At 65.5% G+C, this 21,874-nt stretch carries 23 protein-coding genes; 11 read left to right on the top strand and 12 right to left on the bottom strand.

Annotated elements, in window-relative coordinates; translation table 11 throughout:
- Positions 1-20: 20 nt before the first annotated feature.
- A complete protein-coding gene (locus C3F36_RS07085) occupies positions 21-830 on the bottom strand; it encodes a helix-turn-helix transcriptional regulator (RefSeq protein ID WP_104454788.1) in 810 nt (269 codons plus the stop codon).
- Positions 831-975: 145 nt separating this feature from the next.
- Between C3F36_RS07085 and tyrS the strand changes: the two genes are divergently transcribed.
- Positions 976-2,241, top strand: coding sequence for a tyrosine--tRNA ligase (gene tyrS / locus C3F36_RS07080; RefSeq protein ID WP_042880159.1), 1,266 nt, complete (start codon positions 976-978; stop codon positions 2,239-2,241).
- Here the strand turns inward: tyrS and C3F36_RS07075 are convergent.
- Positions 2,236-3,141, bottom strand: coding sequence for a LysR family transcriptional regulator (locus C3F36_RS07075; protein ID WP_104454787.1), 906 nt, complete (start codon positions 3,139-3,141; stop codon positions 2,236-2,238). The genes tyrS and C3F36_RS07075 overlap by 6 nt on opposite strands.
- Before the next feature lie 116 nt (positions 3,142-3,257).
- Here C3F36_RS07075 and C3F36_RS07070 point away from each other — a divergent pair, with 116 nt between their 5' ends.
- Positions 3,258-4,364, top strand: a complete 1,107-nt coding sequence (locus C3F36_RS07070) for an NADH:flavin oxidoreductase (RefSeq protein WP_104454786.1) — start codon at positions 3,258-3,260, stop codon at positions 4,362-4,364.
- A gap of 79 nt (positions 4,365-4,443) precedes the next feature.
- On the opposite strand, the gene yrfG is transcribed toward C3F36_RS07070, so the two are convergent.
- On the bottom strand, positions 4,444-5,112 hold the full coding sequence (gene yrfG / locus C3F36_RS07065) for a GMP/IMP nucleotidase (RefSeq protein WP_104454785.1): 669 nt from the start codon (positions 5,110-5,112) through the stop codon (positions 4,444-4,446).
- 147 nt (positions 5,113-5,259) lie between these two features.
- Between yrfG and nudE the strand changes: the two genes are divergently transcribed.
- The 3 genes from nudE (at position 5,260) to C3F36_RS07050 (ending at position 8,405) form a co-directional block, all read left to right on the top strand.
- A complete protein-coding gene (nudE, locus tag C3F36_RS07060) occupies positions 5,260-5,868 on the top strand; it encodes an ADP compounds hydrolase NudE (protein WP_039040577.1) in 609 nt (202 codons plus the stop codon).
- A 44-nt stretch (positions 5,869-5,912) separates the two neighbouring features.
- Positions 5,913-6,725 (top strand): 3'(2'),5'-bisphosphate nucleotidase CysQ, encoded by an 813-nt coding sequence (gene cysQ, locus C3F36_RS07055; protein ID WP_010675709.1) that lies wholly within the window; start codon positions 5,913-5,915, stop codon positions 6,723-6,725.
- 411 nt (positions 6,726-7,136) lie between these two features.
- Complete coding sequence (locus C3F36_RS07050) at positions 7,137-8,405, top strand: aromatic amino acid transport family protein (RefSeq protein ID WP_029314815.1); 1,269 nt, start codon at positions 7,137-7,139, stop codon at positions 8,403-8,405.
- Positions 8,406-8,488: 83 nt separating this feature from the next.
- On the opposite strand, the gene C3F36_RS07045 is transcribed toward C3F36_RS07050, so the two are convergent.
- The 3 genes from C3F36_RS07045 to metJ all read right to left on the bottom strand — a co-directional run bounded on the left by C3F36_RS07045 (position 8,489) and on the right by metJ (position 10,029).
- Positions 8,489-8,827 carry a tRNA-binding protein gene (locus tag C3F36_RS07045; protein ID WP_052815523.1) on the bottom strand — a complete coding sequence of 113 codons (339 nt, stop codon included), beginning with the start codon at positions 8,825-8,827 and terminating at the stop codon, positions 8,489-8,491.
- 84 nt (positions 8,828-8,911) lie between these two features.
- Entirely contained in the window at positions 8,912-9,670 is a 759-nt protein-coding gene (locus C3F36_RS07040) for an AraC family transcriptional regulator (protein ID WP_104456013.1), read from the bottom strand.
- A gap of 35 nt (positions 9,671-9,705) precedes the next feature.
- The gene (metJ, locus tag C3F36_RS07035; RefSeq protein WP_005327165.1) at positions 9,706-10,029 is read right to left on the bottom strand and encodes a met regulon transcriptional regulator MetJ; all 324 of its coding nucleotides are present in this window, start codon (positions 10,027-10,029) and stop codon (positions 9,706-9,708) included.
- 223 nt (positions 10,030-10,252) lie between these two features.
- On the opposite strand from metJ, the gene metB reads away from it, so the two are divergent.
- A complete protein-coding gene (gene metB, locus C3F36_RS07030) occupies positions 10,253-11,431 on the top strand; it encodes a cystathionine gamma-synthase (protein WP_052815522.1) in 1,179 nt (392 codons plus the stop codon).
- Positions 11,431-13,884: a bifunctional aspartate kinase/homoserine dehydrogenase II gene (locus C3F36_RS07025; RefSeq protein ID WP_103858796.1), complete on the top strand. Its 2,454-nt coding sequence runs from the start codon at positions 11,431-11,433 to the stop codon at positions 13,882-13,884. The genes metB and C3F36_RS07025 overlap by 1 nt, the downstream gene beginning before the upstream one ends.
- Positions 13,885-13,951: 67 nt before the next feature.
- Here C3F36_RS07025 and C3F36_RS07020 read toward each other — a convergent pair whose 3' ends face one another.
- Positions 13,952-14,641 carry an LrgB family protein gene (locus C3F36_RS07020; protein WP_010675703.1) on the bottom strand — a complete coding sequence of 230 codons (690 nt, stop codon included), beginning with the start codon at positions 14,639-14,641 and terminating at the stop codon, positions 13,952-13,954.
- Complete coding sequence (locus C3F36_RS07015; RefSeq protein ID WP_039040574.1) at positions 14,634-15,035, bottom strand: CidA/LrgA family protein; 402 nt, start codon at positions 15,033-15,035, stop codon at positions 14,634-14,636. Before C3F36_RS07015 ends, C3F36_RS07020 begins: the two co-directional genes overlap by 8 nt.
- A gap of 128 nt (positions 15,036-15,163) precedes the next feature.
- Here C3F36_RS07015 and C3F36_RS07010 point away from each other — a divergent pair, with 128 nt between their 5' ends.
- Positions 15,164-16,039, top strand: a complete 876-nt coding sequence (locus C3F36_RS07010; protein WP_104452251.1) for a LysR family transcriptional regulator — start codon at positions 15,164-15,166, stop codon at positions 16,037-16,039.
- A 15-nt stretch (positions 16,040-16,054) separates the two neighbouring features.
- On the opposite strand, the gene C3F36_RS07005 is transcribed toward C3F36_RS07010, so the two are convergent.
- From C3F36_RS07005 to pdxR, 3 genes are all read right to left on the bottom strand, one after another.
- Positions 16,055-16,885: a substrate-binding periplasmic protein gene (locus tag C3F36_RS07005; protein ID WP_223933103.1), complete on the bottom strand. Its 831-nt coding sequence runs from the start codon at positions 16,883-16,885 to the stop codon at positions 16,055-16,057.
- On the bottom strand, positions 16,869-17,753 hold the full coding sequence (locus tag C3F36_RS07000) for a hypothetical protein (protein ID WP_233759724.1): 885 nt from the start codon (positions 17,751-17,753) through the stop codon (positions 16,869-16,871). Before C3F36_RS07000 ends, C3F36_RS07005 begins: the two co-directional genes overlap by 17 nt.
- A gap of 102 nt (positions 17,754-17,855) precedes the next feature.
- Positions 17,856-19,283: a MocR-like pyridoxine biosynthesis transcription factor PdxR gene (pdxR, locus tag C3F36_RS06995; RefSeq protein WP_104454784.1), complete on the bottom strand. Its 1,428-nt coding sequence runs from the start codon at positions 19,281-19,283 to the stop codon at positions 17,856-17,858.
- Positions 19,284-19,535: 252 nt separating this feature from the next.
- On the opposite strand from pdxR, the gene C3F36_RS06990 reads away from it, so the two are divergent.
- The 3 genes from C3F36_RS06990 to C3F36_RS06980 are packed head-to-tail and all read left to right on the top strand — an operon-like array spanning position 19,536 to position 21,216.
- Positions 19,536-20,003 (top strand): OsmC family protein, encoded by a 468-nt coding sequence (locus tag C3F36_RS06990; protein WP_042014799.1) that lies wholly within the window; start codon positions 19,536-19,538, stop codon positions 20,001-20,003.
- Between the two features lie 18 nt (positions 20,004-20,021).
- The gene (locus C3F36_RS06985; RefSeq protein WP_069651919.1) at positions 20,022-20,459 is read left to right on the top strand and encodes a rhodanese-like domain-containing protein; all 438 of its coding nucleotides are present in this window, start codon (positions 20,022-20,024) and stop codon (positions 20,457-20,459) included.
- On the top strand, positions 20,449-21,216 hold the full coding sequence (locus C3F36_RS06980; RefSeq protein ID WP_233759723.1) for a GNAT family N-acetyltransferase: 768 nt from the start codon (positions 20,449-20,451) through the stop codon (positions 21,214-21,216). Before C3F36_RS06985 ends, C3F36_RS06980 begins: the two co-directional genes overlap by 11 nt.
- 128 nt (positions 21,217-21,344) lie before the next feature.
- Here the strand turns inward: C3F36_RS06980 and ybaK are convergent, their stop codons facing one another.
- Positions 21,345-21,815 (bottom strand): Cys-tRNA(Pro) deacylase, encoded by a 471-nt coding sequence (gene ybaK / locus C3F36_RS06975; protein ID WP_104454783.1) that lies wholly within the window; start codon positions 21,813-21,815, stop codon positions 21,345-21,347.
- Positions 21,816-21,874: the final 59 nt, after the last annotated feature.

Raw genomic sequence — 21,874 nt, 5'->3', positions numbered from 1 at the left:
GCCCCGGCGGGGTGGTGTCGTTATGGGGGCGCGCCGGCTGGCGCCGTGATGAGGTGATTGAGGAAGAAGCTGAACAGCTCGGCCCGGGAGTGCAGGTTCAACTTGGCGTAGAGATGCTTGCGGTGATTCTTCACCGTGCCGCAGCCGATGCCGAGCGCACCGGCAATGGCCTCGGTATCCAGCCCCTGCAACAGCAAACCCGCCACCTGGCGCTCCCGCCGGGTTAGCTGATCTCCCCCCACACTGGCGATAGCCTGCTCCACCGCCCCCTTGAGGTCAGTGCCATCTGACCTGGCCGGGCTGCGAGCCAGGCGGGGTGTCTCTTCCCGCCAGTGCTGGCGACACAGGGAGTGCACCAGCGGGAACAGTGCCTCCAGCCTGGCCAGCTCGTCACGGCTGAGGGAGCTGCGCTTGTCGAGGCGGCCCAGAAACAGCATCAGGGTGAGGCCGCCGCGCACCGGCAGGATCAGCCCCACCTCCTCCTGCCAGCCGGTGGCCTGATAGAAGTGGTGGCGATACTCGGGGTCGAGCCGCCCCCGCGACACCTGCGCCAGGGTCCAGACCCCGGCACCCAGCCCCTGCTCCAGCGCCTGCATGAAGGGATCCTGACTGAAGTGGCGGGTGAGGTAGCGGTCGAACAATAGGGCCCGCTGATGATGCAGGTTGTCGTAGAGGTAGACGGGGCGCAGCCCCACCCCGAGCAGCAGGGCACAGTCGAATGCCACCTGTTGCTGGATGAGGCGCACCAGGGCAGCCGGGAAGCCGCTGCCGTGCAGGGCATCGACGGCGGCGGTCAGGCTCAGGGTATCCGTGGCAGGAGACGGGGGCATGGCGATGGGCTCCGGGTCAGGGAATGGCTTCCCCACGATGGCAGGATGCTAGCACGGGAGTGGCAAAACTGTCCCCTGGGGGACATATCTGCCAGCACTGCAAACGGCGAGGATGGCCCTCTTTCTCTTTCTGTTGGAGCCCTCCATGACAAATCCTCACTTGCTCGATGAGCTGACCCAGCGCGGCCTGGTGGCCCAGAATTCCGACCCGGTGGCGCTGGCCGACCATCTTGCCACCCCGCGCACCGTCTACTGCGGCTTCGATCCCACCGCTGGCAGCCTGCACATCGGCCACCTGGTGCCACTGCTGATGCTGCGCCGCTTCCAGCTGGCGGGCCACACCCCGGTGGCTCTGGTGGGCGGGGCCACCGGCCTTATCGGCGATCCCAGCTTCAAGGCAAGCGAGCGCACCCTCAACAGCGCCGAGACGGTGCAGGGCTGGGTCGCCAGCCTGTCGGCCCAGATAAGCGCCCTGCTGCCAGCGAGCGACGGGCTGGCGGCGCCGCTGCTGGTCAACAACGCCGACTGGATGGGGCAGATGTCCGCTCTCGATTTTCTGCGGGACATTGGCAAGCACTTCTCGGTCAACGCCATGCTGGCCCGCGAATCGGTGCGCCAGCGCCTGGCCCGTCCGGATCAGGGCATCTCGTTCACCGAGTTCTCCTACACCCTACTGCAATCCCAGGACTTCGCCGTGCTCAACCAACGCCTCGGCTGCACCCTGCAGATCGGCGGCAACGACCAGTGGGGCAACATCACCAGCGGCATGGATCTCACACGGCGGCTGCATCAGACTCAGGTCCACGGCATGACGCTGCCGCTCATCACCAAGGCCGATGGCACCAAGTTCGGCAAGACCGAGGGGGGCGCTATCTGGCTTGACCCGGCGCTCACCTCCCCTTACGCCTTCTACCAGTTCTGGCTCGGCACCGCAGACGAGGATGTCTACCGCTTCCTGCGCTACTACAGCTTTATGCCGCTGGCCGAGATTGAGGCGCTGGAGGCGGAGGATGCGAAGCGGCAGGGGCGCAAGCTGGCCCAGCAGGTGCTGGCGGACGAGCTGACCGAACTGGTACACGGCAAGGGGGCGTTGGCGGCGGCGCAGCGCATCAGCGAATTGTTATTCAGTGGCGAGGTAGCCCGCCTTGGGGAGAGCGATCTGGCCCAGCTGGCGCAAGATGGCATGCCAAGCAGCCCCATCAAGGGGGAAACGGATCTGGTGACCCTGCTGGTGGAGTGCGGCCTGGCCAACTCGAAGCGGATCGCCCGCGAGCTGCTGGCGGCGGGGGCCGTCAGCGTCAACGGTGCGATCCGCCGGGATGAGCCGCTCACCGCCGACGATCGGTTGTTCGGCCACTACCTGCTGCTGCGCCGGGGCAAGAAGCAGTACCACCTGGTGATCCGCTCATGAAGGGGTGAGCGCCTCGATGACGTAGTCGAGGAAGTGGCCGACCAGGGCCGACTCGGCCCGGCGCTGGGTATAGAGGGCGTAGAAATGGGCCCCCTTGGGGCGATAGTCCGGCAGCACTTCGCGCACCACCCCCTCGGCCAGCTCGGCCGCCACCAGGTAGCGCGGCAGGCGGGCTATCCCCAGTCCCTGGCGCATCCCCTGGTGAATCGCCTTCTTGCTGCTGAAGGCCAGCTCGCCCGCTACCTCGAGAGGGATCTCGCGCCCCTGGGCAAGCAGGGGCCAGCGCTCGTGGCGGCCGTACTCCTGGCTGCGGGTGATGAGGCTGTGCTGGTGCAGATCCTGCGGTGTGGTGAGGGGCGGGTGGAGGTCGAGGTAGTCGGCGCTGGCGCAGAGCACCAGATCGTCCACCGCGATGGGGCGCGCCAGGTAGGGCTGGGTGCCGAGCTCAGTGCTGCGAAACGCCACGTGCAGGTTGTCGCGCAGCAGGTCGGCCGGGGTATTGCTGAAGTCGGCGATGATCCGCACCTCCGGGTGGTCGGCGCGAAAGCGCAGCAGCACCGGAGTCAGCACCACTTCTCCCCAGAGATCCGGCGCCGTGATGCGCAGCTCCCCGCACAGTGCCGAGCGGCGGCGCTGCAGCCCGTCCAGCAACTGCTCGTGCAGGGCGATCATCTGGTCGGCCTGGCGGTAGGCGAGCTCTCCTGCGTCGGTCAGTTGCACCCGGCGGGTGGTGCGGCTCAGGAGCACGCTGCCGAGGCTTTGCTCCAGGTGGCGCAGATCTTTTGACGCCTTGCTCGGGGTGATGCCGAGCTGGGCCGCCGCCGCGGCGAAGGATCCACAGCGGACGATGGCGACCAGCAGGCGCATCAGGTAGAGGGTGTCGAGCTTGTGGTGACTCATGAGGGGTGGCCTATTATGTCTTGCTGGGAATAAATGTCTTGCTTGTACGTCTGATTATATCCTTCTGGCCCGGGTTTATAGTGGCTGCCATGCCATTGCGATCCCGGGAGAGGACGATGAACAAGACACTGGGCGACAGCTTCCACTTCGAGCGAGCCGGATTGCGGCTCAAGAACCGGGCCGTGCTGGCCCCTTTGACCCACAACATGAGCGGCGCAGGCGGTGATCCCGGCCAGGCCGAGCTCAACTGGCTGGCGCGCTGCGCCCGTGGCGGCTTCGGCCTGCTCATCGCCGCCGCCACCCAGGTGCGGCCCGGCGGACGCTGCTGGGCGGGGCAGCCTGCCCTGATGACGGACGCCCAGCAGCAGGCCTTCACGGCCCTGGCCGACAGTGCGCGGCAGGCCGGGGCGCTGGCGGTGGTGCAACTGCATCACGGCGGGATGCGGGCTCTGCCCGAGCTGAACGACGGGGTGCCGGTCGGCCCGTGCGCGCTGGCGCCGGGCGGGCGTTACCCCCTCGGGGTCAAGGGGCTGAGCGAGGAGGAGATTCTGACGCTCATTGATGCCTTTGTGAGCGCTGCGGAGCGGGCCCATGGCGCCGGCCTGCACGGGGTCGAGCTGCACGCAGCCCACCACTTCCTGCTCTGCAACTTCCTCAACCCCCTGCACAACCGGCGCACCGACCGCTGGGGGGGCAGCCTCGCCAACCGGGCGCGGATCCTGGTGGAGATAGTGCGCGGCATTCGCGCCCGTCTACCCCGGGGCTTCCTGGTCGGGGTGCGTCTCTCCCCCGAGAGCTATGCCCATATCCAGGGCATCGAACTGGCCCATCAGCTGGCGGTGGCGCGCCTGCTGGCGAACGAGGGGATCGACTACCTGCACTTCTCCATGGGGGACAGCTTCAAGGCGGTGGCGGGGGATCCCGACGGCGGCGCCCTGCTGGAGGCGGTAAGGATCGGGTTGGCCGGGCGGGTGCCGCTCATGGTGGCGGGCAAGATTAGCGACGCAGATTCGGCGGAGCGGGCTCTGGCCGGCGGCGCCGATCTGGTGGCGGTGGGCACGGCGGCCCTTGGCAATCCGGACTGGATGGAACGGGTGAGCCGCGGCCTGCCTCTGCATGCAGCCCCTTTCACGGCGGCGCACCTCACGGAGGTTGGCTTCACCCCAAGCGCCCTCGACTACCTGGCCGGCATGGGGGTGCTGGCCCCGCGCGATGCGGCCTGAGGGCTTTCATGAACGGGATGCGCTCGGCAGGCTGCTGAGCTGATGTGACAAGGCCCTCGTGAAGAGGGCCTTGTGCGTGTCAGGCGCCGAGAGGGAGCAGGTCGGCGTAGTCGTCGAGCGCCGGGAAGTGCTGGAAGGTGAGCGGCGGCATCTGGCTGTCGGGGTGACGGATGCCGAGCTGGTGGGCGATGCCGAACTCGGCCGAGGCAGCCAGGATCCGCTCGCTGTCATCCACGAAGAGGGTGCGGGCCGGGTCGAAGGCCAGCCGCTCGGCCAGCGCCTGCCAGCAGTGCTGGCTCTCCTTCGACCACCCGAGCTCATGGGTGCTCACCATCAGATCGAGGTGCTGGGCGAGGCCGAGGCGTGCATCCTTCACCGACAGGCTGGCGGGATGGGCATTGGTGAAGAGCACCACCTGCTTGCCGGCGGCCTTGAGTGCGGCCAGGAAGGGAATGACGTTGGGGCGCCACTGGATCTTCTCCAGGATCTCCTGTTTGAGGGCGCGGATGTCGAGCCCGAGCGTCCGGGTCCAGTAATCCACGCAGTACCAGTCGAGCGTGCCGTTGACCGCATGATAGTGGGTGTCTATCTGCGCCTTCGCCTCGGCCAGCGGCAGGCCGAGTCGCTCGGCGTAGCGCGCCGGCACCAGGGTTTGCCACAGATGGCTGTCAAAATGGAGATCGATCAGGGTGCCATCCATGTCGAGCAACACGGTATCAATCTGGTGCCAGGGCAGGGGAGTCGGCATGGGGCCTCGCGATGTCTGTGGTGATGGGAAAAACGGGGCGCATTATAACGGATTTTTCAGACATCTTTCCCCTCTTTGCCCCGTGGTGTTCGGCAGGGGAGTCGTTTACTCTTGAAACACGATTTTTTAACGAGCAGTCAGCCCCCGATGAGCGATCCCCACAAGCGCAATCCCGTCCACCTCAGTGTCGAGACCATGGCCCATGACAAGAGCAAGCCGGAGATCCTCAAGGCCGAGATCGTGGCCGAGAGCCGGCTGTTCAAGGTGGAGTCCCTTCACCTGAAATTCTCCAACGGCGAGGAGCGGGTCTACGAGCGGATGCGCGGCGGCAATCGGGGTGCCGTCATGGTGGTGCCCCTGTTCGATGCCCACACCCTGCTGCTGGTGCGCGAGTACGCGGCGGGCACCCACTCCTACGAGCTGGGTTTCCCCAAGGGATTGATAGACCCTGGTGAAAATGCCTTCGAGGCGGGCAACCGGGAGCTGATGGAGGAGGCGGGCTTCGGGGCGAGCAGCCTGACCCTGCTCAAGCAGGTGTCGCTGGCGCCGGGGTATTTCTCCAGCCGGATGGACATCTTGCTGGCGCGGGATCTCTACCCCGAGCAGCGGGTCGGTGACGAGCCCGAGCCTCTCGAGGTGATCCCCTGGCCCCTCAACCGGATCGACGAGTTGCTGGCACGACCGGACTTCACCGAGTCGCGCAGCATCAGTGCCCTGCTGCTGGCCAGCAAATGGCTGGCGGAGCAGGGAAATTAGCCCGCAGAGGGTCTGTTTGGCAATCAGAGGCAGAGGTAAGCACCATGCAGGAGTTGTTGGCCTGGATACCCGAGGTCAAGGAGATCGCCCGTGAGGCGGGCAGGATCCTTCACGAGATCTATCGCGGCGGTCAGTTCGAACGCCAGTTGAAGGAGGATGCGACCCCGGTCACCAGTGCCGATCTTGCTGCCGATGCCTACCTCAAACAGGCGCTGGCGGCGCTCACTCCCCACGTTCCCGTGCTGACCGAAGAGGCGGCCGACATCCCCTTCAGCCAGCGTGCCAACTGGCGCCAGTACTGGCTGGTGGATCCCCTCGATGGCACCGGCGAGTTCATCGCCGGTAGCGGCGACTTCGCCACCCTGATCGCCCTGGTGCGGGACAATGTCCCGGTGCTCGGGGTCATCTACGCCCCCGAATCCGATCTGCTCTACTGGGCGGTGCGTGGTCACGGCGCCTTCAAGGAGGCGAACGGCGAGAGCCGCCCCATCAGCGCCATCCATCATGAACACGATCAGCCTGACTCCCTGGTGGTGGCCATCAGCCGTCGCCAGAAACTGGAGAACCTGACCCGTCGTCTCAACCCGGCCATCCACTACGAGCTGATCCCGCTCGGCTCCAGCTCCCTCAAGTCCTGCCTGGTGGCGGAAGGCGTGGCGGATTGCTACGTGCGCCTGGGCCCCACCGGGGAGTGGGATACCGCTGCCGCCCAATGCATCGTGGAGGCGGCAGGGGGCCGCATCCTCAGCCTGGCGCTGCAACCGCTGAGCTACAACGAGACCGAGTCGCTGGAGAACCCGGACTTCATCGTGATGGGGGACCCGGATCTCGCCTGGGGTCGCATTCTGGCCCACTGACGGGTCGACCAGCTCGCAGAGAATGCAATCAGGCGACCACAGGGTCGCCTGATTGCATTGGTGTGATCCACTGGCTGGTTACGGAGATTTCAGGGAGATTCGCTAGTGATGGCGATAACGGCAGTGGATCATCACATTCAATCTGTCTGCACTGGCATAATTTTCAGTTAATTCTGAAAACATGCATTTCATCGAAACAAAAAATCGGCTTGGGTTTTAATTTTGGTTTTATATTCCTAACTTTTGGTTTGTATCAGGATTAATTGAATAATTCGGGGTGAGATTTCCTCCCAATCTCACTGGTGGAACAGGGCTTTGCCAGTGAGATCTGCCAGCCTCCACTTTTGAGAATTAAATGCTAAAGGAGCACAATGTTTTTAGATTTTAATACTACGTAAAAGTGATTTATCGATTAGTTTATCTGCAGACGTCTCGCGGGAGCTGTCCGGTTCCCCCTCCACCATGGCCAGCACCGGCTGGCGTCGCCACGACACCCACTGGGTCATCAGCCTGTTCGGCACCGCCGTCGGCGCCGGCATTCTGTTCCTGCCCATCAACCTGGGTCTGGGGGGGATCTGGCCCCTCATCATCGTCGCCGTGCTGGCCGGTCCCATGACCTTCCTGGCCCACCGCGGGCTGGCGCGTTTCGTGCTCTCGTCGTCGCGCCCCCAGGCCGACTTCACCGAGGTGGCCGAGGAGCACTTCGGCAAGATGGCCGGGCGCCTCATCTCGGCGCTCTATTTCCTCTCCATCTTCCCGATCCTGCTCATCTACGGTGTCGGGCTGACCAACACGGTGGAGAGCTTCATGGTCAATCAGCTCGGTCTGGCCTCCCCGGATCGGGTGATGCTCTCCGGCGTGCTGGTGTTCGCCATGATCGCCGTGATGCTGGCCGGCGAGAAGGCGATGCTGCGGGCCTTCGCCGTCATGGTCTACCCGCTGGCGGCGATCCTGCTGGCCCTCTCCTGCTACCTCATTCCCCAGTGGCAGTGGCCGGAAGTGACCGCCTTTGAAGGCACCAGCTTCCTCAACACCGTCTGGCTGGCGCTGCCGGTCACCGTGTTCGCCTTCAGCCACGCCGCCGCCATCTCGGGCTTTGCCAACGTGCAGCGCCGGGAGTACGGGGAGCAGGCCGAAACCAAGAGCGGCCTGATCCTGCGCAACACCACCGTCATGCTGGTGGGCTTCGTGCTCTTCTTCGTCTTCTCCTGCGTGCTGAGCCTCTCCCCGGCTCAGTTGGCCGAGGCCAAGGCCCAGAACGTCTCCGTGCTCTCCTATCTCGCCAACATCACCGACAACCCGGTGATCGTGACCCTGGGGCCGCTCATCGCCTTCATCGCCATCAGCTCCTCCTTCCTCGGCCACTTCCTCGGTGCCCGCGAGAGCCTGAAAAGCCTGATCGCCAAGCCCACCGGCCTGCCGCTGGCGAAGGCGGACAAGCTCGGCATCGCCCTGATGTTCTTCGCCATCTGGGGCGCCGCCATCATCAACCCGGGCATTCTGGGGTTGATGGAGACCCTCTCCGGCCCCGTCATCGCCATGATCCTCTTCATCATGCCGGTGGTGGCCATCTACAAGGTGGAGGCGCTGGCCCGCTTCCGTCACCGTTGGGTCAACGGTTTCATCCTGCTGACCGGTGCCCTGGCGGTCTCGGCCCTGCTGTTCAGCCTGCTGAAATAAGCCAGGCCGTCAGCATCAAACAAGAGAGGCGACCCCGGGGGTCGCCTCTCTTGCTTCTGCTTTCTGGTTGCCTTGCCGTCGTCTCACCCCAGCTTGGCGCCGTTCTCCACCGCCTGCTCGGGGATGACGATCACCACGGCGCCATCCGGGCGATAGAAGCCGGTCAGCAGAAACTCCGACTGGATGGGGCCTATCTGCTTGGGGGGAAAGTTCACCACGGCGACGATCTGGCGGCCCACCAGATCCTCCGGTCGATAGAGGTCGGTGATCTGGGCGCTGCTCTTGCGCACCCCGAGCTCGGGGCCGAAATCCGCCCACACCTTGTAGGCGGGGCGGCGCGCCTCGGGGAAGGGCTCGACCCGCACCAGGGTGCCCACCCTGAGCTCCACCATCTCGAAATCCTGCCAGCTTATGGTCTGCATCTTGGCTCCTCGTTGCCCATACCTTGCATGAGCCTCAGCATGCCTCGAATGCCCGGGGATTGTCTTCGGCAAAGAGCCGACCGATTACGGCAGGCAGCCGTTTTGCCGGCGCCAGAGGGAAGGGGTCAGTCCGGTTTCGGCCAGGAAGCGCTCGGCAAAGGCTCCCTGGTTCTGATAGCCGCAGCGGCTGGCCACTTCGCCGACGGGCAGCCGGGTGCGAGCGAGCAGGGTGCGGGCCAGCGCCATACGCCGCATCCTGAGGTAGTGGGAGACGCTCGTGCCCACCTGCTGGCGAAAGGCGTGTTTGAACTGGCTCAGGCCGAGGCAGGCGATGGCGGCGAGTTCCTCGTTGGTGAGGGGGTCTGCGAGGTGGGCTTCCATATGACGCTGCACCTTGGCGATACGAGGGGCTATGCGGGGAGCGACGGCGGGGCCCATGCCGCGTCCCTCGGTCAGCAGCCCGAGCCACACCTGATCCATGCCGGCCACGTGGCGCCCCTCGGCCACCATGCGGTGCAGGAAGGCGAGGTAGTGGCGCTGGGCCTCATCCAGCTCGACGAAGGGGTGGTCCCCCAGGGCGGCCGGCAGCCAGTGACTCTCCTGCACCAGAAACACGTGCGCCGGGTCGGCGGCGTAGTCGTGGCGAAGGCCAGGGGCGATGATGCAGGCAAAGCCGGGCGCAAGCCGCCGCCCCAGGCCCTGCACCTCGATCTCGAGGGGGCCGACGAGGGGGATCACCAGCTGGGCGTGGTCATGACTGTGGCTCTGCATGTCGCTCTGGTAGTGACGCAGGCTGAAGGGGGAGGCGGCAGATAAGCATGACGCGGCACCGGGCCGCGTCATTGAAAGGGATGCATCGTTTGCCATGGGCAGCCGCATTACTCGGCGTCGAAGTCTTCGATCTCTTTGCCAAGGGCTTCCATGATGGCGCGGGCCTCGGCGGGGACGCTGTCCGGGTGATCCTTGCGCAGGTCGTCGTCACAGGGCAGCGGCTGGCCGGTGAAGGCGTGCAGGAAGGCTTCGCAGAGCAGCTCGCTGTTGGTCGCATGACGCAGGTTGTTCACCTGGCGACGGGTGCGCTCATCGGTCAACACCTTCAGCACCTTGAGCGGGATCGAGACGGTTATCTTCTTGACCTGTTCGCTCTTCTTGCCGTGCTCTGCATAGGGGCTGACGTAGTCGCCGTTCCACTCTGTACCCATGTTCCACCTGTAGTCGTTTGGCCGTGAGCGCGGATTTTAACCCTTAAGGAATTCAATGGCAATCCAACAGCAAAGCCATTTAGACGTCTAGAAGTGTTGACGGCTTTTTTAAGGTGGCGTAGTGTGGTGCACCATGGGCCGGCAGTCCGGCCAGCGAAAATGAGAGCGGGGCTGGACGACCCACGAGGCGGACCGGCTCCGGCAACCCATCAAGGAGAGTGACATGACCCACAAGGCCACCCTGGCGGTACGCACCGGGATTGAGACAGATACGCAGCACGGTGCCGTGGTGCCCCCCATCTACCTCTCCAGCAACTACACCTTTGCCGACTTTGGCGAGCCCCGTCAATACGACTATGCCCGCTCCGGCAACCCGACCCGCACCAATCTGGCGGATGCCCTGGCGGCCCTGGAAGGGGGGGCCGGCGCCGTGGTGACCGGCACCGGCATGGGGGCCGTTCACCTGGTGACCACGGCTCTGCTCAAGGCGGGGGATCTGCTGATCGCCCCCCACGACTGCTACGGCGGTACCTGGCGCCTGTTCGAGTATCTGGCGGCCAAGGGCCACTACCAGGTGCAGTTCGTGGATCAGGGAGACGAGGGGGCGCTGGCCGCCGCGCTGGCCCAGAAACCCGCACTGGTGTGGGTGGAGACCCCCTCCAATCCGCTGCTGCGGGTGGTGGACATCGCCGCCATCGCCGAGGCCTCCCACGAGGTGGGGGCCCAGGTGGTGGTGGACAACACCTTCCTCTCCCCCTTGCTGCAACAGCCCCTGGCCCTTGGTGCCGACGTGGTGGTCCACTCCACCACCAAGTACATCAACGGCCACTCCGACGTGGTAGGGGGGGTGGCGATCGCCAAGGATCAGGCTCTTGCCGACTCCCTGGTGTGGTGGGCCAACTGCCTGGGGCTCACTTCCGGTGCCTTTGACTCCTACCTCACCCTGCGGGGCCTGCGCACCCTGGCCCCGCGCCTGCGCACCCATCAGGAGAACACGGATCGCATCCTCGCCTTCTTGCAGCAGCAGCCGCTGGTCAAGCGGATCTATCATCCCAGCCTGCCGAGCCATCCGGGCCACGACATTGCGCGCCGTCAACAGTCCGGCTTTGGCGCCATGCTAAGTTTTGAGCTCGATTGCAACGAGACGGGGCTGCGCGCCTTCCTCGCGGGACTGCGCCTCTTCTCGGTGGCGGAGTCCCTCGGCGGGGTGGAGAGTCTGGTGGCCCACCCGGCCAGCATGACCCACAGGGCCATGACCCCTGCGGCCCAGCAGGCGGCGGGTATCAGTGCCCAGTTGCTGCGCCTGTCGGTGGGGATTGAACACGGTGAGGATCTGGTGGCCGATCTGGCCCAGGGGTTTGAACAGGCGCAGTTGGCACAACAGGCAGAGCAGGTGAAGTAATGGAACAACAACAAGGAGAGTGTGTGGTGGCAACAGAGGCAGTCTTCAAGCGGCGCCATGTACACAAGTTCGGCGGCAGCAGCCTGGCGGATCCGGTCTGTTATCGCCGGGTCGCCAGCATCGTCGAGCAACAGGTGGGGGGCAACGAGCTGGTGGTGGTCTCCGCCGCGGGCAAGACCACCAACCGGCTGATCCAGCTGGTGGAGCTGGCGGAAGCGGGGGATGAGGCCGCAGGCGAAGCCATCACCGCCCTGCACGCCTATCAGCAGAGCCTGATCGACGGCCTGCTGGAAGGGGATCTTCACCTCGATCTGAGCCAGCAACTGACGGACGACATGCAGCTGATCGCCAAGACCCTGGAGGGGCAGTTTGACCGCTTCGAGCGCAACGGCCTGCTCGCCTTTGGCGAGGTGTGGTCCGCCCGTCTGCTGGCTGCCCTGCTCACCAGCCGGGGTGAGGCGGCCGCCTGGCTCGATGCTCGCAGCTTCCTGCGCGCAGAAGACGGCGCCCTCATCAAGGTGGATACCGCCCTCTCCAGCGAGCTGCTCAAGGCCCGCCTGGCCGAGCACGCCGGTCGCATCGTGGTGACCGGCTTCATCGCCGCCGACATGGAGGGGCGTTCTCTGCTGCTGGGGCGCAACGGCTCCGACTACAGTGCCAGCCTCCTGGCGGCGCTGGCGGACGGGGAGTCCACCACCATCTGGAGCGACGTGGCCGGGGTCTACAGTGCCGACCCGCGCCGGGTGAAAGAGGCGCGTCTGCTGGAGCGCCTGAGCCTGGCCGAGGCCAACGAGCTGGCGCGCCTGGGCTCCTCGGTGCTGCATTCGCGTACCCTGCAGCCGGTGGCCGACAGCCGTCAGCGCCTCACTCTGCGCTGCAGCTACAATCCGGACGAAGGCTGCACCCACATCCTGCGCCGTGCACCCCGCTCCGGCGGTGCCCGCATCGTCTCCTCGGTGGATCAGATAGCCCTCATCGAGCTCAAGGTGCTGCCGCAGACTGACTTTGAGCAGACAGTGGCGGCCATCGAGGCCCATCTGGCCCGCCATCGCCTCCATCCGCTCACCCTGCAGCGCCAGCCGGATCGGCGGGTGCTGCGTCTGGCCTACACCCTGGAGGTGGCACAAGGGGCCTTCGAGGTGCTCCGTGACTTCCAGTTGCAGGGCAACTTTACCGGCCTCATCCAGAAGGAGGGGTTCAGCCTGGTCGCCCTGGTGGGGGCCGGCGTCACCGACAACGCCGAGCAGTGCCATCGCTTCTACCAGCTGCTGGCGGATCAGCCTCTCGAGTTCGTGCAGGTGGCCAAAGACGGCCTGAGCCTGGTGGCCGTGCTGCGCCAGATCGTGCTGGAGCCGCTGCTCATCGCTCTGCACAGTGCCCTGTTCAGCCGCCCGACCCGTGTCGGGCTGGTGGTGTTCGGCAAAGGCAATATCGGCGGTCACTGGCTGGGGCTCTACGCCCGCGAGAAGGCGCGCCTCGAGCATGAGCTCAATCTGGCGCTCACCCTCTACGGGGTCTTCGACTCCAAGGGCGGGCTGCTGGACGAAGAGGGGCTGGATCCCCTCAAGGTACAGGACAACTTCAATCCCAAGCCGCTCATCTGGCCGGAGCTGCTCTCCCAGCTGGAGCAGCACAGTTTTGACTCCCTGATCGCGCTCGACATGACCGCCAGCGAGACGGTGAGCCGCTACTACCCGGACTTTGCCCAGCTCGGCATCCACATCATCGCCGCCAACAAGTTTGCCGGTGCCGCCGACAGCGAGTTTTACCAGCGCATCAAGCAGACCTGCCGCGACCATCAGGTGCAGTGGCGCTACAACGCCACCGTGGGGGCCGGGCTGCCCATCCAGTCCAGCATCCAGATGCTGCGTCAGAGCGGTGACCGCATCCAGGGGGTTTCCGGCATCTTCTCCGGCACCCTCTCCTGGCTGTTCCAGCAGTATGACGGCACTCGCCCCTTCTCCGAACTGGTGGACGAGGCGTGGCAACACGGCCTGACCGAGCCGGATCCCCGGGAGGATCTCTCCGGTCAGGATGTGCGCCGCAAGCTGCTCATCCTGGCGCGGGAGGCGGGCTTCGAACTCGACTCCGCCGACATCGAGCTGGAGAACCTGGTGCCGGTGGTCCTGCGCAAGGTGAGTGCGGATCAGTTCATGGACAGGCTCAAGGAGCTGGATGACCCTATCCAGACCGCCTTCGAGGGGGCGCGCCGGGTCGGCAAGGTGCTGCGTTATGTCGCCCGCTTCGAGCACGACGGCAAGGCCCGCGTCGGGCTGGAGGCGCTGGAGCCCCATCACCCGTTTGCCAACCTCTTGCCCTGCGACAACGTGTTCGCCATCGAGAGCGACAGCTATCGCACCAACCCCCTGGTGATCCAGGGGCCGGGAGCGGGCCGGGAAGTGACGGCCGCCGCCATCCAGTACGATCTCTGGCAGATCTGCGCCAGCCTCTGAGGCTGCGTGACACGATGCAATGAGAAGAGGCGCCCCAGGGCGCCTCTTCTGTTATCGGGTAGCGGAGTTACCAGAACAGCCGGCCCAGGAGGGGGGCGAGCAGCACGGTGGCCATGCCGGCGATCATCATCACCATGCTGGAGACCACCCCCTCCTCGTTGCCCATCTGATAGGCCCTGGCTGTCCCGGCCCCGTGGGCCGAGGCACCAAAGCCCGCGCCCTTGCCAAGGCGGCTGCGGATGGCGAGCACGGTGAGCACGCTTTCTCCCACCGCCATGCCGATGACGCCGGTCAGCACCACGAACAGGGCGGTGAGATCGGCGTTGCCACCCACGGAACGGGTCGCCTCCACCGCGAAGGGGGTGGTGATGGATCTCATGGCCATGCTGCGTTGCAACAGCTCGGAGAGGTTGAGCCAGCGGGCCAGCAGCACTGTGCTGCCCACCGCCATCACCACGGACGCCACGACCCCGACCGAGAGGGAGAGCCAGTGGCGGCGCATCAGCTGGCGATTCTCGTAGACGGGCACCGCGAAGGCGACGGTGGCAGGGCCCAGCAGCCAGAGCAGCCAGTGGGATTCGGCCATGTAGTCCCGGTAGGGAATGTGGAACAACATCACCACGGCCACCAGCAGGGTGGGGGCCAGCAGCAGCGGCATCAGGGGCAGGATGCGCTTTTTGCCATAGAGCCACTTGCTGGCGTAGTAGAAGAGCAGGGTCAGGGCGAAGCAGAGCAGGCCGAGCAGGGTGTCAGACATGGCGGCGACTCCGGCGGGCCAGCTTCAGCTCGAGGCGATAGACCCTGTCCACCACCAGCGCCGTGGTGCCGAGCACCAGCACGGTGCTGACGATCAGGACCACCATGATGCGCCACCCCTCCTGCAGCAGCAGCTCCTGATAGTTGACCACGGCCACTACGGCAGGGACGAAGAAGAGCAGCATCTCCGCCAGCAGCCAGCGGGCCCCGGCACTGAACCACTGGGCCTTGACCACCCCGAGCAGGATGCAGACCAGCAGCAGCAACATGCCGGTGAGGTTGGCGGGCAGGGGCAGGTGCAAGGTGCGCACTGCGATGTCGGCCAGCAACCAGATGGCCGCCAGCAGGGCGATTTGGAAGGGGGTTTGCAACCAGCGAAGGCAGAGGGTTTTCATGGCAAGCGTCTTTCTGTGAACCTGCTCACAGTATAGAGAGGGACCAAACCTGCAAAAAATGAATTTAAATTATCAAAATCATGCCAAAGAGGCATGATTTAGCCAGCCATCCCCGTCAAGAGAGCACCATGGATATTCGAGCCCTGCGTTACTTCGTCGAGCTGGTGCGGGAGCAGAGCTTCACCCGCGCCTCCGAAAAGCTGTTCGTCACCCAGCCCACCATCAGCAAAATGATCCGCAACATGGAAGAGGAGCTAGGCCAGCCTCTGCTGAGCCGGGTCGGCCGCCGCTTCACCCTGACCGACAGCGGCCAGGTGCTGTTCAATCGGGCCCAGACCATCCTGGCGGAGATGCAGCAGCTGGAGGCGGAGCTGGCGGATCTGCAGAGCCTGCAATCCGGGCGTCTTGCCCTCGGCATCCCGCCCATGGTGGGTCATGTCTATGCGGATCTCATCCGTACCTATCGCAGCCGCTACCCCGGTGTGGAGCTCTCCATCGTCGAATATGGCGGGCGGCGCATCGAGCAGGCGGTGCTGGCGGGGGAGCTGGATCTCGCCATCACCATGCTGCCGACCAGGGAAGAGGGGGCCCTCTGCGCCCTGGATCTGGACAGTTACCCCATCCGGGTGGTGCTACCGGACCTGCCCCGCTGGCGCGAGGGGGGCGAGATCCGGCTGGAGGCTCTGCGAGACGAACCCTTCCTGCTCTATACCCAGGCCTTCACCTTGAGCGAGCGGCTGGAGCAGGCCTGCGAGCAAGCCGGGTTCGTGCCTCAGGTGGCGGCCCGCAGCAGCCAGTGGGACTTCCTCACCGCCATGGTGCGAAGCGGCATGGGGGTCGCTTTCCTGCCGGAGCCCATCTGCCGGCGGCTGACGCCGGACGGCCTGGTGTTGCGCCCTCTGGCCCCGGAGCTGAGCTGGCGGCTCGGGGTGATCTGGCCAGGGGATCGCTACCTCTCCCGCACCGCCGAGGCCTGGCTTGCCCTGTGCCGCGAACAGGGCTGAAGAGCGGGTCTGGGGTTAGGGGGTCCCCGGTGACGCCATGCCTGTGACGAAGCGGGCATAGGCTGCGGAGTGTCGCACCTCCTCAATCTCGTCCCACACCTGTTGGCTGAGATCGGGGTGGGCCTGATGGAAGGGGTGGGAGAAGATGAGGTAGTAGGGCTTTTCGACCAGGGGAGGGGTGATCCGCTCGAGTGTGGCCTGCAACTGCGGGTGGGCGGCCAGGGTCCGTTCTGCGACCCCGGTTTGCAGGGCGGCGGCAACGGCGCGCTGCATCGCGACCTTCTTGAGCAGGATCAGTGGCTCCCTGCTGGAGTCATCCACCCTGACACCGCTCTCCTGCAACTGGGCGACGATGGAGAAACCGGACTGCGCCGCAATGACGCCATGGGCGACGAGCTGCCGGCCATCCCAGCGAACCTGTCCGCCTTTTGGCTGGTAGAGGCTGTAGCTCTCGGTGAGCAGGCGCTTGGCGGGATCAGGTGCCCCGTGTCGCATGGGGTAGACCCCTATGGTGCGAGCACGCTCTTCGCTGTAGCTCAGCTTGACGGCGGCATCGAGCTGGCCCTGGCTGACGAGGGAGAGGCAGCGTTTCCAGGGCAGGGGGGTGAGAATGATGGGATGCCCGATCCGGTTTGCCACCTCCTTGAGGTGGAACTGCACTATCCCCTCGCCGGACATCAGCAACCAGGGAGGCGAATCGCTGTTCTCCATGCAGGCACGAATGCTGCCGGGGGCGGCCATGACGCAGGTCGGCAGCAACCAGAGCAGCAGCGCCAGGCAGAGAGTGCGCAAGGGGAGCCTGCCTGACAGGGGAGAACCGGCGAGCCAGTCAGGGAGCGATGCCAAAGTCATCCCTCATCGGGTCATAGAGATAGGCGCGGTAGTCGGTGCTCTCGTCGGGCAACTGCGGGTTGGTCAGCCGGAAGATCTGGCGTGAATCGAGCCGGGCAAAGACCAGGGAAGGCTGGAAATGATGGCGCCAGAGGCGCTGCAGGGAGCCATCTTTCCAGGCCAGTTGCAGGCCGCGCAAAAGGCGCTCGCGCTCCTTGCTGTAGGTGGCGTGGCTATAGAGGGAGTGGATGAGCGGATAGAAGAGGGCGACATGGCTATCCACGGTCAGCCCCGGCAGGCCGGGTCTGTGGTTTTTCCACTCGCTCAATATCTCGTTGGCACCACGGCAGAAGGGATCGATCCGGCCACGGGCCACCAGGCGAAACAGTGACTCATAGTTATCCACCTCCTGCACCCTGAAGCCGTTGTAGCGAAGGATGTCGGCATCCCGCCAGCCTGTGCCCACCCCTTGCGTGAACTGCTGCAACTGGGACAGGGTGTGAACCCCGGCCAGGGCCTGGGCACGGGCGCTGCCGACAAAACAGACCCGGTAGCCGAGCACGCCCAGATCGATGGGGAAGGGGACCAGGCTGACACCGGGTTGAGGGATCTCCTGGGGCCAGCTGTCGACGATGAAGAGGGCATTCTTGCCCGGCGTTTGCACTTCGAGCCGCATCCTCGCCTTGTTCATCCTGATGGCGTCGAGCAGTTCATAGTCGCCGTAATCGGGCCGTGTTTTCTCCAGCGCCAGCTGCATCGCCGCCCGGTAATAATTCATGCGGACATCCTGTTGGGTTTCCCCGGTGATCAGGGTGAAGCGGGTGGCCGCCATCGTGAGGGACGGGAGGGAGAGGGCGAGCAAAAGGAGCAGGATTCGATGCATCTTGACCGGGTTCGGCAACGGGATTGTGCCCAGTATAGACGGGCCATTCCCGTCGACACAGCGCTATCAGGCTCTGGCAGATCTGACCTCTTGAGAAGGGGGTCATGCGGATTTCATCAAGAGACCCAGGCGACGACATAGCTGGCGCAGCGTCTGGTTGTCGAGGCAGCCAAAGCCGAGCAGCCACCCTTCCAGCGTCTGCGGGCCCAGGTAGAACTGGCCCAGATGGCGCAGCCCCAGCCCGCAGGCGTTGGCGGCATCGGTCCAGCGCACCTCGCCACCGGGGGGCAGCAGCACGGCGCACTGCAGGCCGGCACCGCTGTGGATGGGGGTGAGCCCCGGGCAGTGCTCGGCCAGTTCCGCCAGCAGCAGATCCCGTCTGCTCTGGTAGAGGAGGCGGCTCTGGCGCAGGTGGGTGGCGAAGTGCCCGCCCCGGATGAAGTCTGCCGTGACCGCTTGCTGCAACTGGTTGCTGTGGCCGTCGACGGCGGCCCGGGCGCGGCAGAAGGAGTCCATCAGCGGCCTGGGCAGCACCAGGTAGGCGAGGCGCAGCGAGCCGAACAGCACCTTGCTGAAGGTGCCCACATAGATCACCCGCCCCTGGCCGTCGAGCCCCTGCAGGGCGGGCAGGGGACGCTGATCATACTGGTACTCCCCGTCGTAATCGTCCTCCAGGATCCAGGCGCCGTGACGCTCTGCCTCGGCCAGCAGCGCCATGCGGCGGGGCAGGCTCATGGGGACGCCAAGGGGGTACTGGTGTGCCGGGGTGCAATAGATGAGGCGCGGCGCAGGATGATCCCCATGAGGGTTGAGTCCCTCTTCATCCACCGGCACCGGATGCACCCGGGCACCGGCGCTCTCCATGGCGGTGCGAGCCCCGGGATAACCGGGGTCTTCCACCCAGACGGTGTCACCGGCATCGATGAGCAACTGGGTCGCCAGCAGGATCCCCTGCTGGGAGCTGGTGAGGATCAGGATCTGATCCGGCTCGCACACCACGCCGCGTGACTGCACCAGATAGCTGCTGATGGCGGCGCGAAGTTCCCCAAGCCCCTGGGGATCCCCGTAGTTCATCCAGTCGCTGGCGCGCTGGCGCCACTGTTGCTGCATCAGCCGACCCCAGAGTGCCTGGGGGAAGAGACGGGGATCCGGCTGGCTGGAAGCAAAGGTGGTGCCCACCTCGGGCACGTCGTGACAGGCGCCACCCAGGGCCATCTCCTGACCGCGACGGGAGAGGCCCGCCGCTGACTGGGGCGGGCGCGGCGCGGGGCGCACCGCCGCCAGGGCGACAAAGCTGCCGGCGCCCACCTTGCGCACCAGATACCCCTCCGCCTCGAGCCGGCCATAGGCAAGTTCCACCGTGCTGCGGGAGATACCGAGATCCCGGGCCAGGAGACGGCTGGCGGGCAGGCGGCTGTGCAGGGGCAGGTGGCCCGCCAGGATGGCCTCGCGCAGGGTACGCACCAGTTGTTCGTGCAGGGGCAGATCCCCTTGCTGCTGGCTGGCGAAGAGCGTTGGCAGAACGGTCATGGTGTGCTCCCGTTGGCGCGGGGGTTGCGCCTCTTTCGAGGCAGGGATCCTGCCCGCAGGGCATGGCGCGGCTGTGGGGCTGGCGACCGACGGGCAGAGCGGGTGGGGTGGATGGTCATGGTGGCGGCCCGATGAAATTGGTCTGCCCATATTGGCAAAATTGGTCGGCGTGGCAAGGCCATTTTGTCGCTACATTGGTGGTCACAGGGTGGCGCCAGCAGGCGGCACGGATTGGCAACACAAGGAGTCTGCATGTCGGAATACAGTGCCACCATCAGTTGGCAGCGGGGGGAGCATGAGCCCTTCGTCGATCAGCGTTACAGCCGGGCCCATGAGTGGGCGTTTGATGGCGGGGTCAGGGTGCCGGCCTCCTCCTCTCCCCATGTGGTGCCGCTGCCTTACTCGGTGGCGGAACATGTGGACCCGGAAGAGGCGTTTGTGGCGGCCCTCTCCAGTTGCCACATGCTCACCTTCCTCTGGCTGGCGGCGAAGGCGGGCTATCGGGTAGAGAGCTACCGGGACGACGCGGTCGGCATCATGGCGAAAAATGGGCAAGGTCGCCTCGCCATGACCCGGGTCACCCTGCGTCCCAGGGTGATCTTCGGGGGAGAGCGGGAGCCCGCTCTGGCCGATCTGGAGCAGTTGCACCACCAGGCCCATGAGGAGTGCTTCATCGCCAACTCGGTCAACACCGTCGTCACCACAGAGATCGTCATCTAGTCATCAGGAGCGTTCAGGATGAGTCATGTATTGAGCACAGGGGTGGCAGGGGCCGCCGAAGCCAGCGCCTTTTTCGAGGCCCAACTGAAGTTTCGTACCGATCCGGCGGATCTGGCCGCCGATCTGCTGGCCGGGGTGGCGGGCATCGTGGTCATCGATACCCGCTCCCCCGCACACTATGCCGAGGGCCACATTCCCGGCGCCATCTCCTTCCCCCACAGGACCATGACGGCGTCGACCACGGCGGTACTGGACCGGAACCTGGTGTATGTCTGCTATTGCGACGGCATCGGCTGCAACGGTTCGACCCAGGGGGCCTACAAGCTGGCGTCCCTCGGGTTTGAGGTCAAGGAGTTGATAGGGGGTCTGCACTGGTGGCGTCAGGACGGTTTCGCCGTCGCCACGGGCAGCGAGCCCGGAGTGCTGCTGGAAGGGGGAATTGCCTGTGCCTGTTGAACGTTGCAATGAGGGGGGCGACGCCTCCCTGCCCGGTGCCGCCCTTTTCAACGACTTTAGGCAGCCTCTGGGGCGTGCGCTGCCAGAATGGCGCGGCGCCGAGTTCCCTCCCCACCGCGCCCTGCATGGCTGGGGCTGTCGTCTCGAGCCCCTTGATCCCGAGCGCCACCTGGGGGATATGTGGCAGGCGTTCGGTGCCGACAGCGGGGCCATGTGGACCTACCTGACCAGCGGCCCTTTCGCGGACGAGGCCGCCATGGGGGTCTGGCTGCGGGAGGTGGCCACCAAGCGGGATCCCCAGTTCTACGGCATCATCGACGAGGGGAGCGGACGGGCGCTGGGACTGGCGAGCTACCTGCGCATCGATCCCCTGGCGGGCAGCATCGAGGTGGGCTGGCTGCACTTCTCCCCCGCCATGCAGCAGTCACGGCTGGCGACGGCGGCCATGGTGTTGATGATGGCCAATGCCTTTGCTCTGGGATACCGGCGCTACGAGTGGAAGTGCAATGCCCTGAACCTGCCTTCGCGCCAGGCGGCCCTGCGCCTGGGCTTTCACTATGAGGGGACCTTCCGTCAGGCGCGGGTGGACAAGGGACACAACCGGGATACGGCCTGGTTCTCCGTCATCGACAGCGAGTGGCCCGTCCTGAAAGGGTGCTTCGAGCGCTGGCTGGAGGACGGCAACTTCGACCATGCCGGGCGTCAGCGTCGCCGACTCTCCGAACTGACCGCCGCCTGCCGCTCTGCGGCGTGTTGAGGGTGGCAGATCACCCGCGGGTACGGGGCGGTTTCCGGTGCCGGGGCTTTGGGTATCCTTCGCACACAAGGCGCCAGATCCGACATCCAGACGCAAGAGGCGCCAGTCATGGCGCCTCTTTTGTTTGTTCAGTCGTGGTGATCGCCTATGGGGGCCGCAATCCAGTTCATCAGCCGAACCATGTCCCCGGGGGCCACGCCGACCGAGAGCCCCCGCTTGCCACCGCTCACCAGGATCTCGTCGAAGGCCATGGCGGAGTCGTCCAGCACGGTGGGCAGCAGCTTCTTCTGGGCCAGGGGACTGATGCCGCCCACCTTGTAGCCGGTCAGCTTTTCGGCTTCCGCCGGCTTCATCATCTCCACCTTCTTGAGCCCGGTGGCCTTGGCGAGCTGCTTGAGGCTGCACATGCCCGAGGAGGGCACGATGGCCACCACCGCCTGCTTGTCGTGATGGGCGAGCAGGGTCTTGAACACCTGCGCCTCGGGCAGACCCAACTGGGTAGCGGCATGCTTGCCGAAGTCGTCGTGGGCTTCACACTCGTAGGGGTAGAGCCTGTAGGGGATCTTGAGCTTTTTCAGCAAGTTGATGGCAGGTGTCATGGGGTCTCCTCGAACCGTGGCAAGGCCAGACAGTCTGCGCCCGGGAGCCGGATGTGGCA

The sequence above is a fragment of the Aeromonas sp. ASNIH2 genome (assembly GCF_002934795.1).
Lineage (GTDB): Bacteria > Pseudomonadota > Gammaproteobacteria > Enterobacterales > Aeromonadaceae > Aeromonas > Aeromonas caviae.
This window is presented reverse-complemented; position numbering and strand designations above follow the sequence as displayed.

Excerpts from the sequence above, each read along its gene's own strand:
- tyrS (WP_042880159.1), top strand. The coding sequence starts at position 976 with ATGACAAATCCTCACTTGCTCGATGAGCTGACCCAGCGCGGCCTGGTG.
- C3F36_RS07015 (WP_039040574.1), bottom strand. The coding sequence starts at position 15,035 with ATGAAAACCCTCTGCCTTCGCTGGTTGCAAACCCCCTTCCAAATCGCC.
- pdxR (WP_104454784.1), bottom strand. The coding sequence starts at position 19,283 with ATGACCGTTCTGCCAACGCTCTTCGCCAGCCAGCAGCAAGGGGATCTG.
- cysQ (WP_010675709.1), top strand. The coding sequence starts at position 5,913 with ATGCAGGAGTTGTTGGCCTGGATACCCGAGGTCAAGGAGATCGCCCGT.
- C3F36_RS07020 (WP_010675703.1), bottom strand. The coding sequence starts at position 14,641 with ATGTCTGACACCCTGCTCGGCCTGCTCTGCTTCGCCCTGACCCTGCTC.
- C3F36_RS07010 (WP_104452251.1), top strand. The coding sequence starts at position 15,164 with ATGGATATTCGAGCCCTGCGTTACTTCGTCGAGCTGGTGCGGGAGCAG.
- C3F36_RS07040 (WP_104456013.1), bottom strand. The coding sequence starts at position 9,670 with ATGACGCGGCCCGGTGCCGCGTCATGCTTATCTGCCGCCTCCCCCTTC.
- C3F36_RS07075 (WP_104454787.1), bottom strand. The coding sequence starts at position 3,141 with ATGAGTCACCACAAGCTCGACACCCTCTACCTGATGCGCCTGCTGGTC.
- C3F36_RS07085 (WP_104454788.1), bottom strand. The coding sequence starts at position 830 with ATGCCCCCGTCTCCTGCCACGGATACCCTGAGCCTGACCGCCGCCGTC.
- yrfG (WP_104454785.1), bottom strand. The coding sequence starts at position 5,112 with ATGCCGACTCCCCTGCCCTGGCACCAGATTGATACCGTGTTGCTCGAC.
- metJ (WP_005327165.1), bottom strand. The coding sequence starts at position 10,029 with ATGGGTACAGAGTGGAACGGCGACTACGTCAGCCCCTATGCAGAGCAC.
- ybaK (WP_104454783.1), bottom strand. The coding sequence starts at position 21,815 with ATGACACCTGCCATCAACTTGCTGAAAAAGCTCAAGATCCCCTACAGG.
- metB (WP_052815522.1), top strand. The coding sequence starts at position 10,253 with ATGACCCACAAGGCCACCCTGGCGGTACGCACCGGGATTGAGACAGAT.
- nudE (WP_039040577.1), top strand. The coding sequence starts at position 5,260 with ATGAGCGATCCCCACAAGCGCAATCCCGTCCACCTCAGTGTCGAGACC.
- C3F36_RS06985 (WP_069651919.1), top strand. The coding sequence starts at position 20,022 with ATGAGTCATGTATTGAGCACAGGGGTGGCAGGGGCCGCCGAAGCCAGC.
- C3F36_RS06990 (WP_042014799.1), top strand. The coding sequence starts at position 19,536 with ATGTCGGAATACAGTGCCACCATCAGTTGGCAGCGGGGGGAGCATGAG.
- C3F36_RS07045 (WP_052815523.1), bottom strand. The coding sequence starts at position 8,827 with ATGCAGACCATAAGCTGGCAGGATTTCGAGATGGTGGAGCTCAGGGTG.
- C3F36_RS07025 (WP_103858796.1), top strand. The coding sequence starts at position 11,431 with ATGGAACAACAACAAGGAGAGTGTGTGGTGGCAACAGAGGCAGTCTTC.
- C3F36_RS07000 (WP_233759724.1), bottom strand. The coding sequence starts at position 17,753 with ATGCATCGAATCCTGCTCCTTTTGCTCGCCCTCTCCCTCCCGTCCCTC.
- C3F36_RS07070 (WP_104454786.1), top strand. The coding sequence starts at position 3,258 with ATGAACAAGACACTGGGCGACAGCTTCCACTTCGAGCGAGCCGGATTG.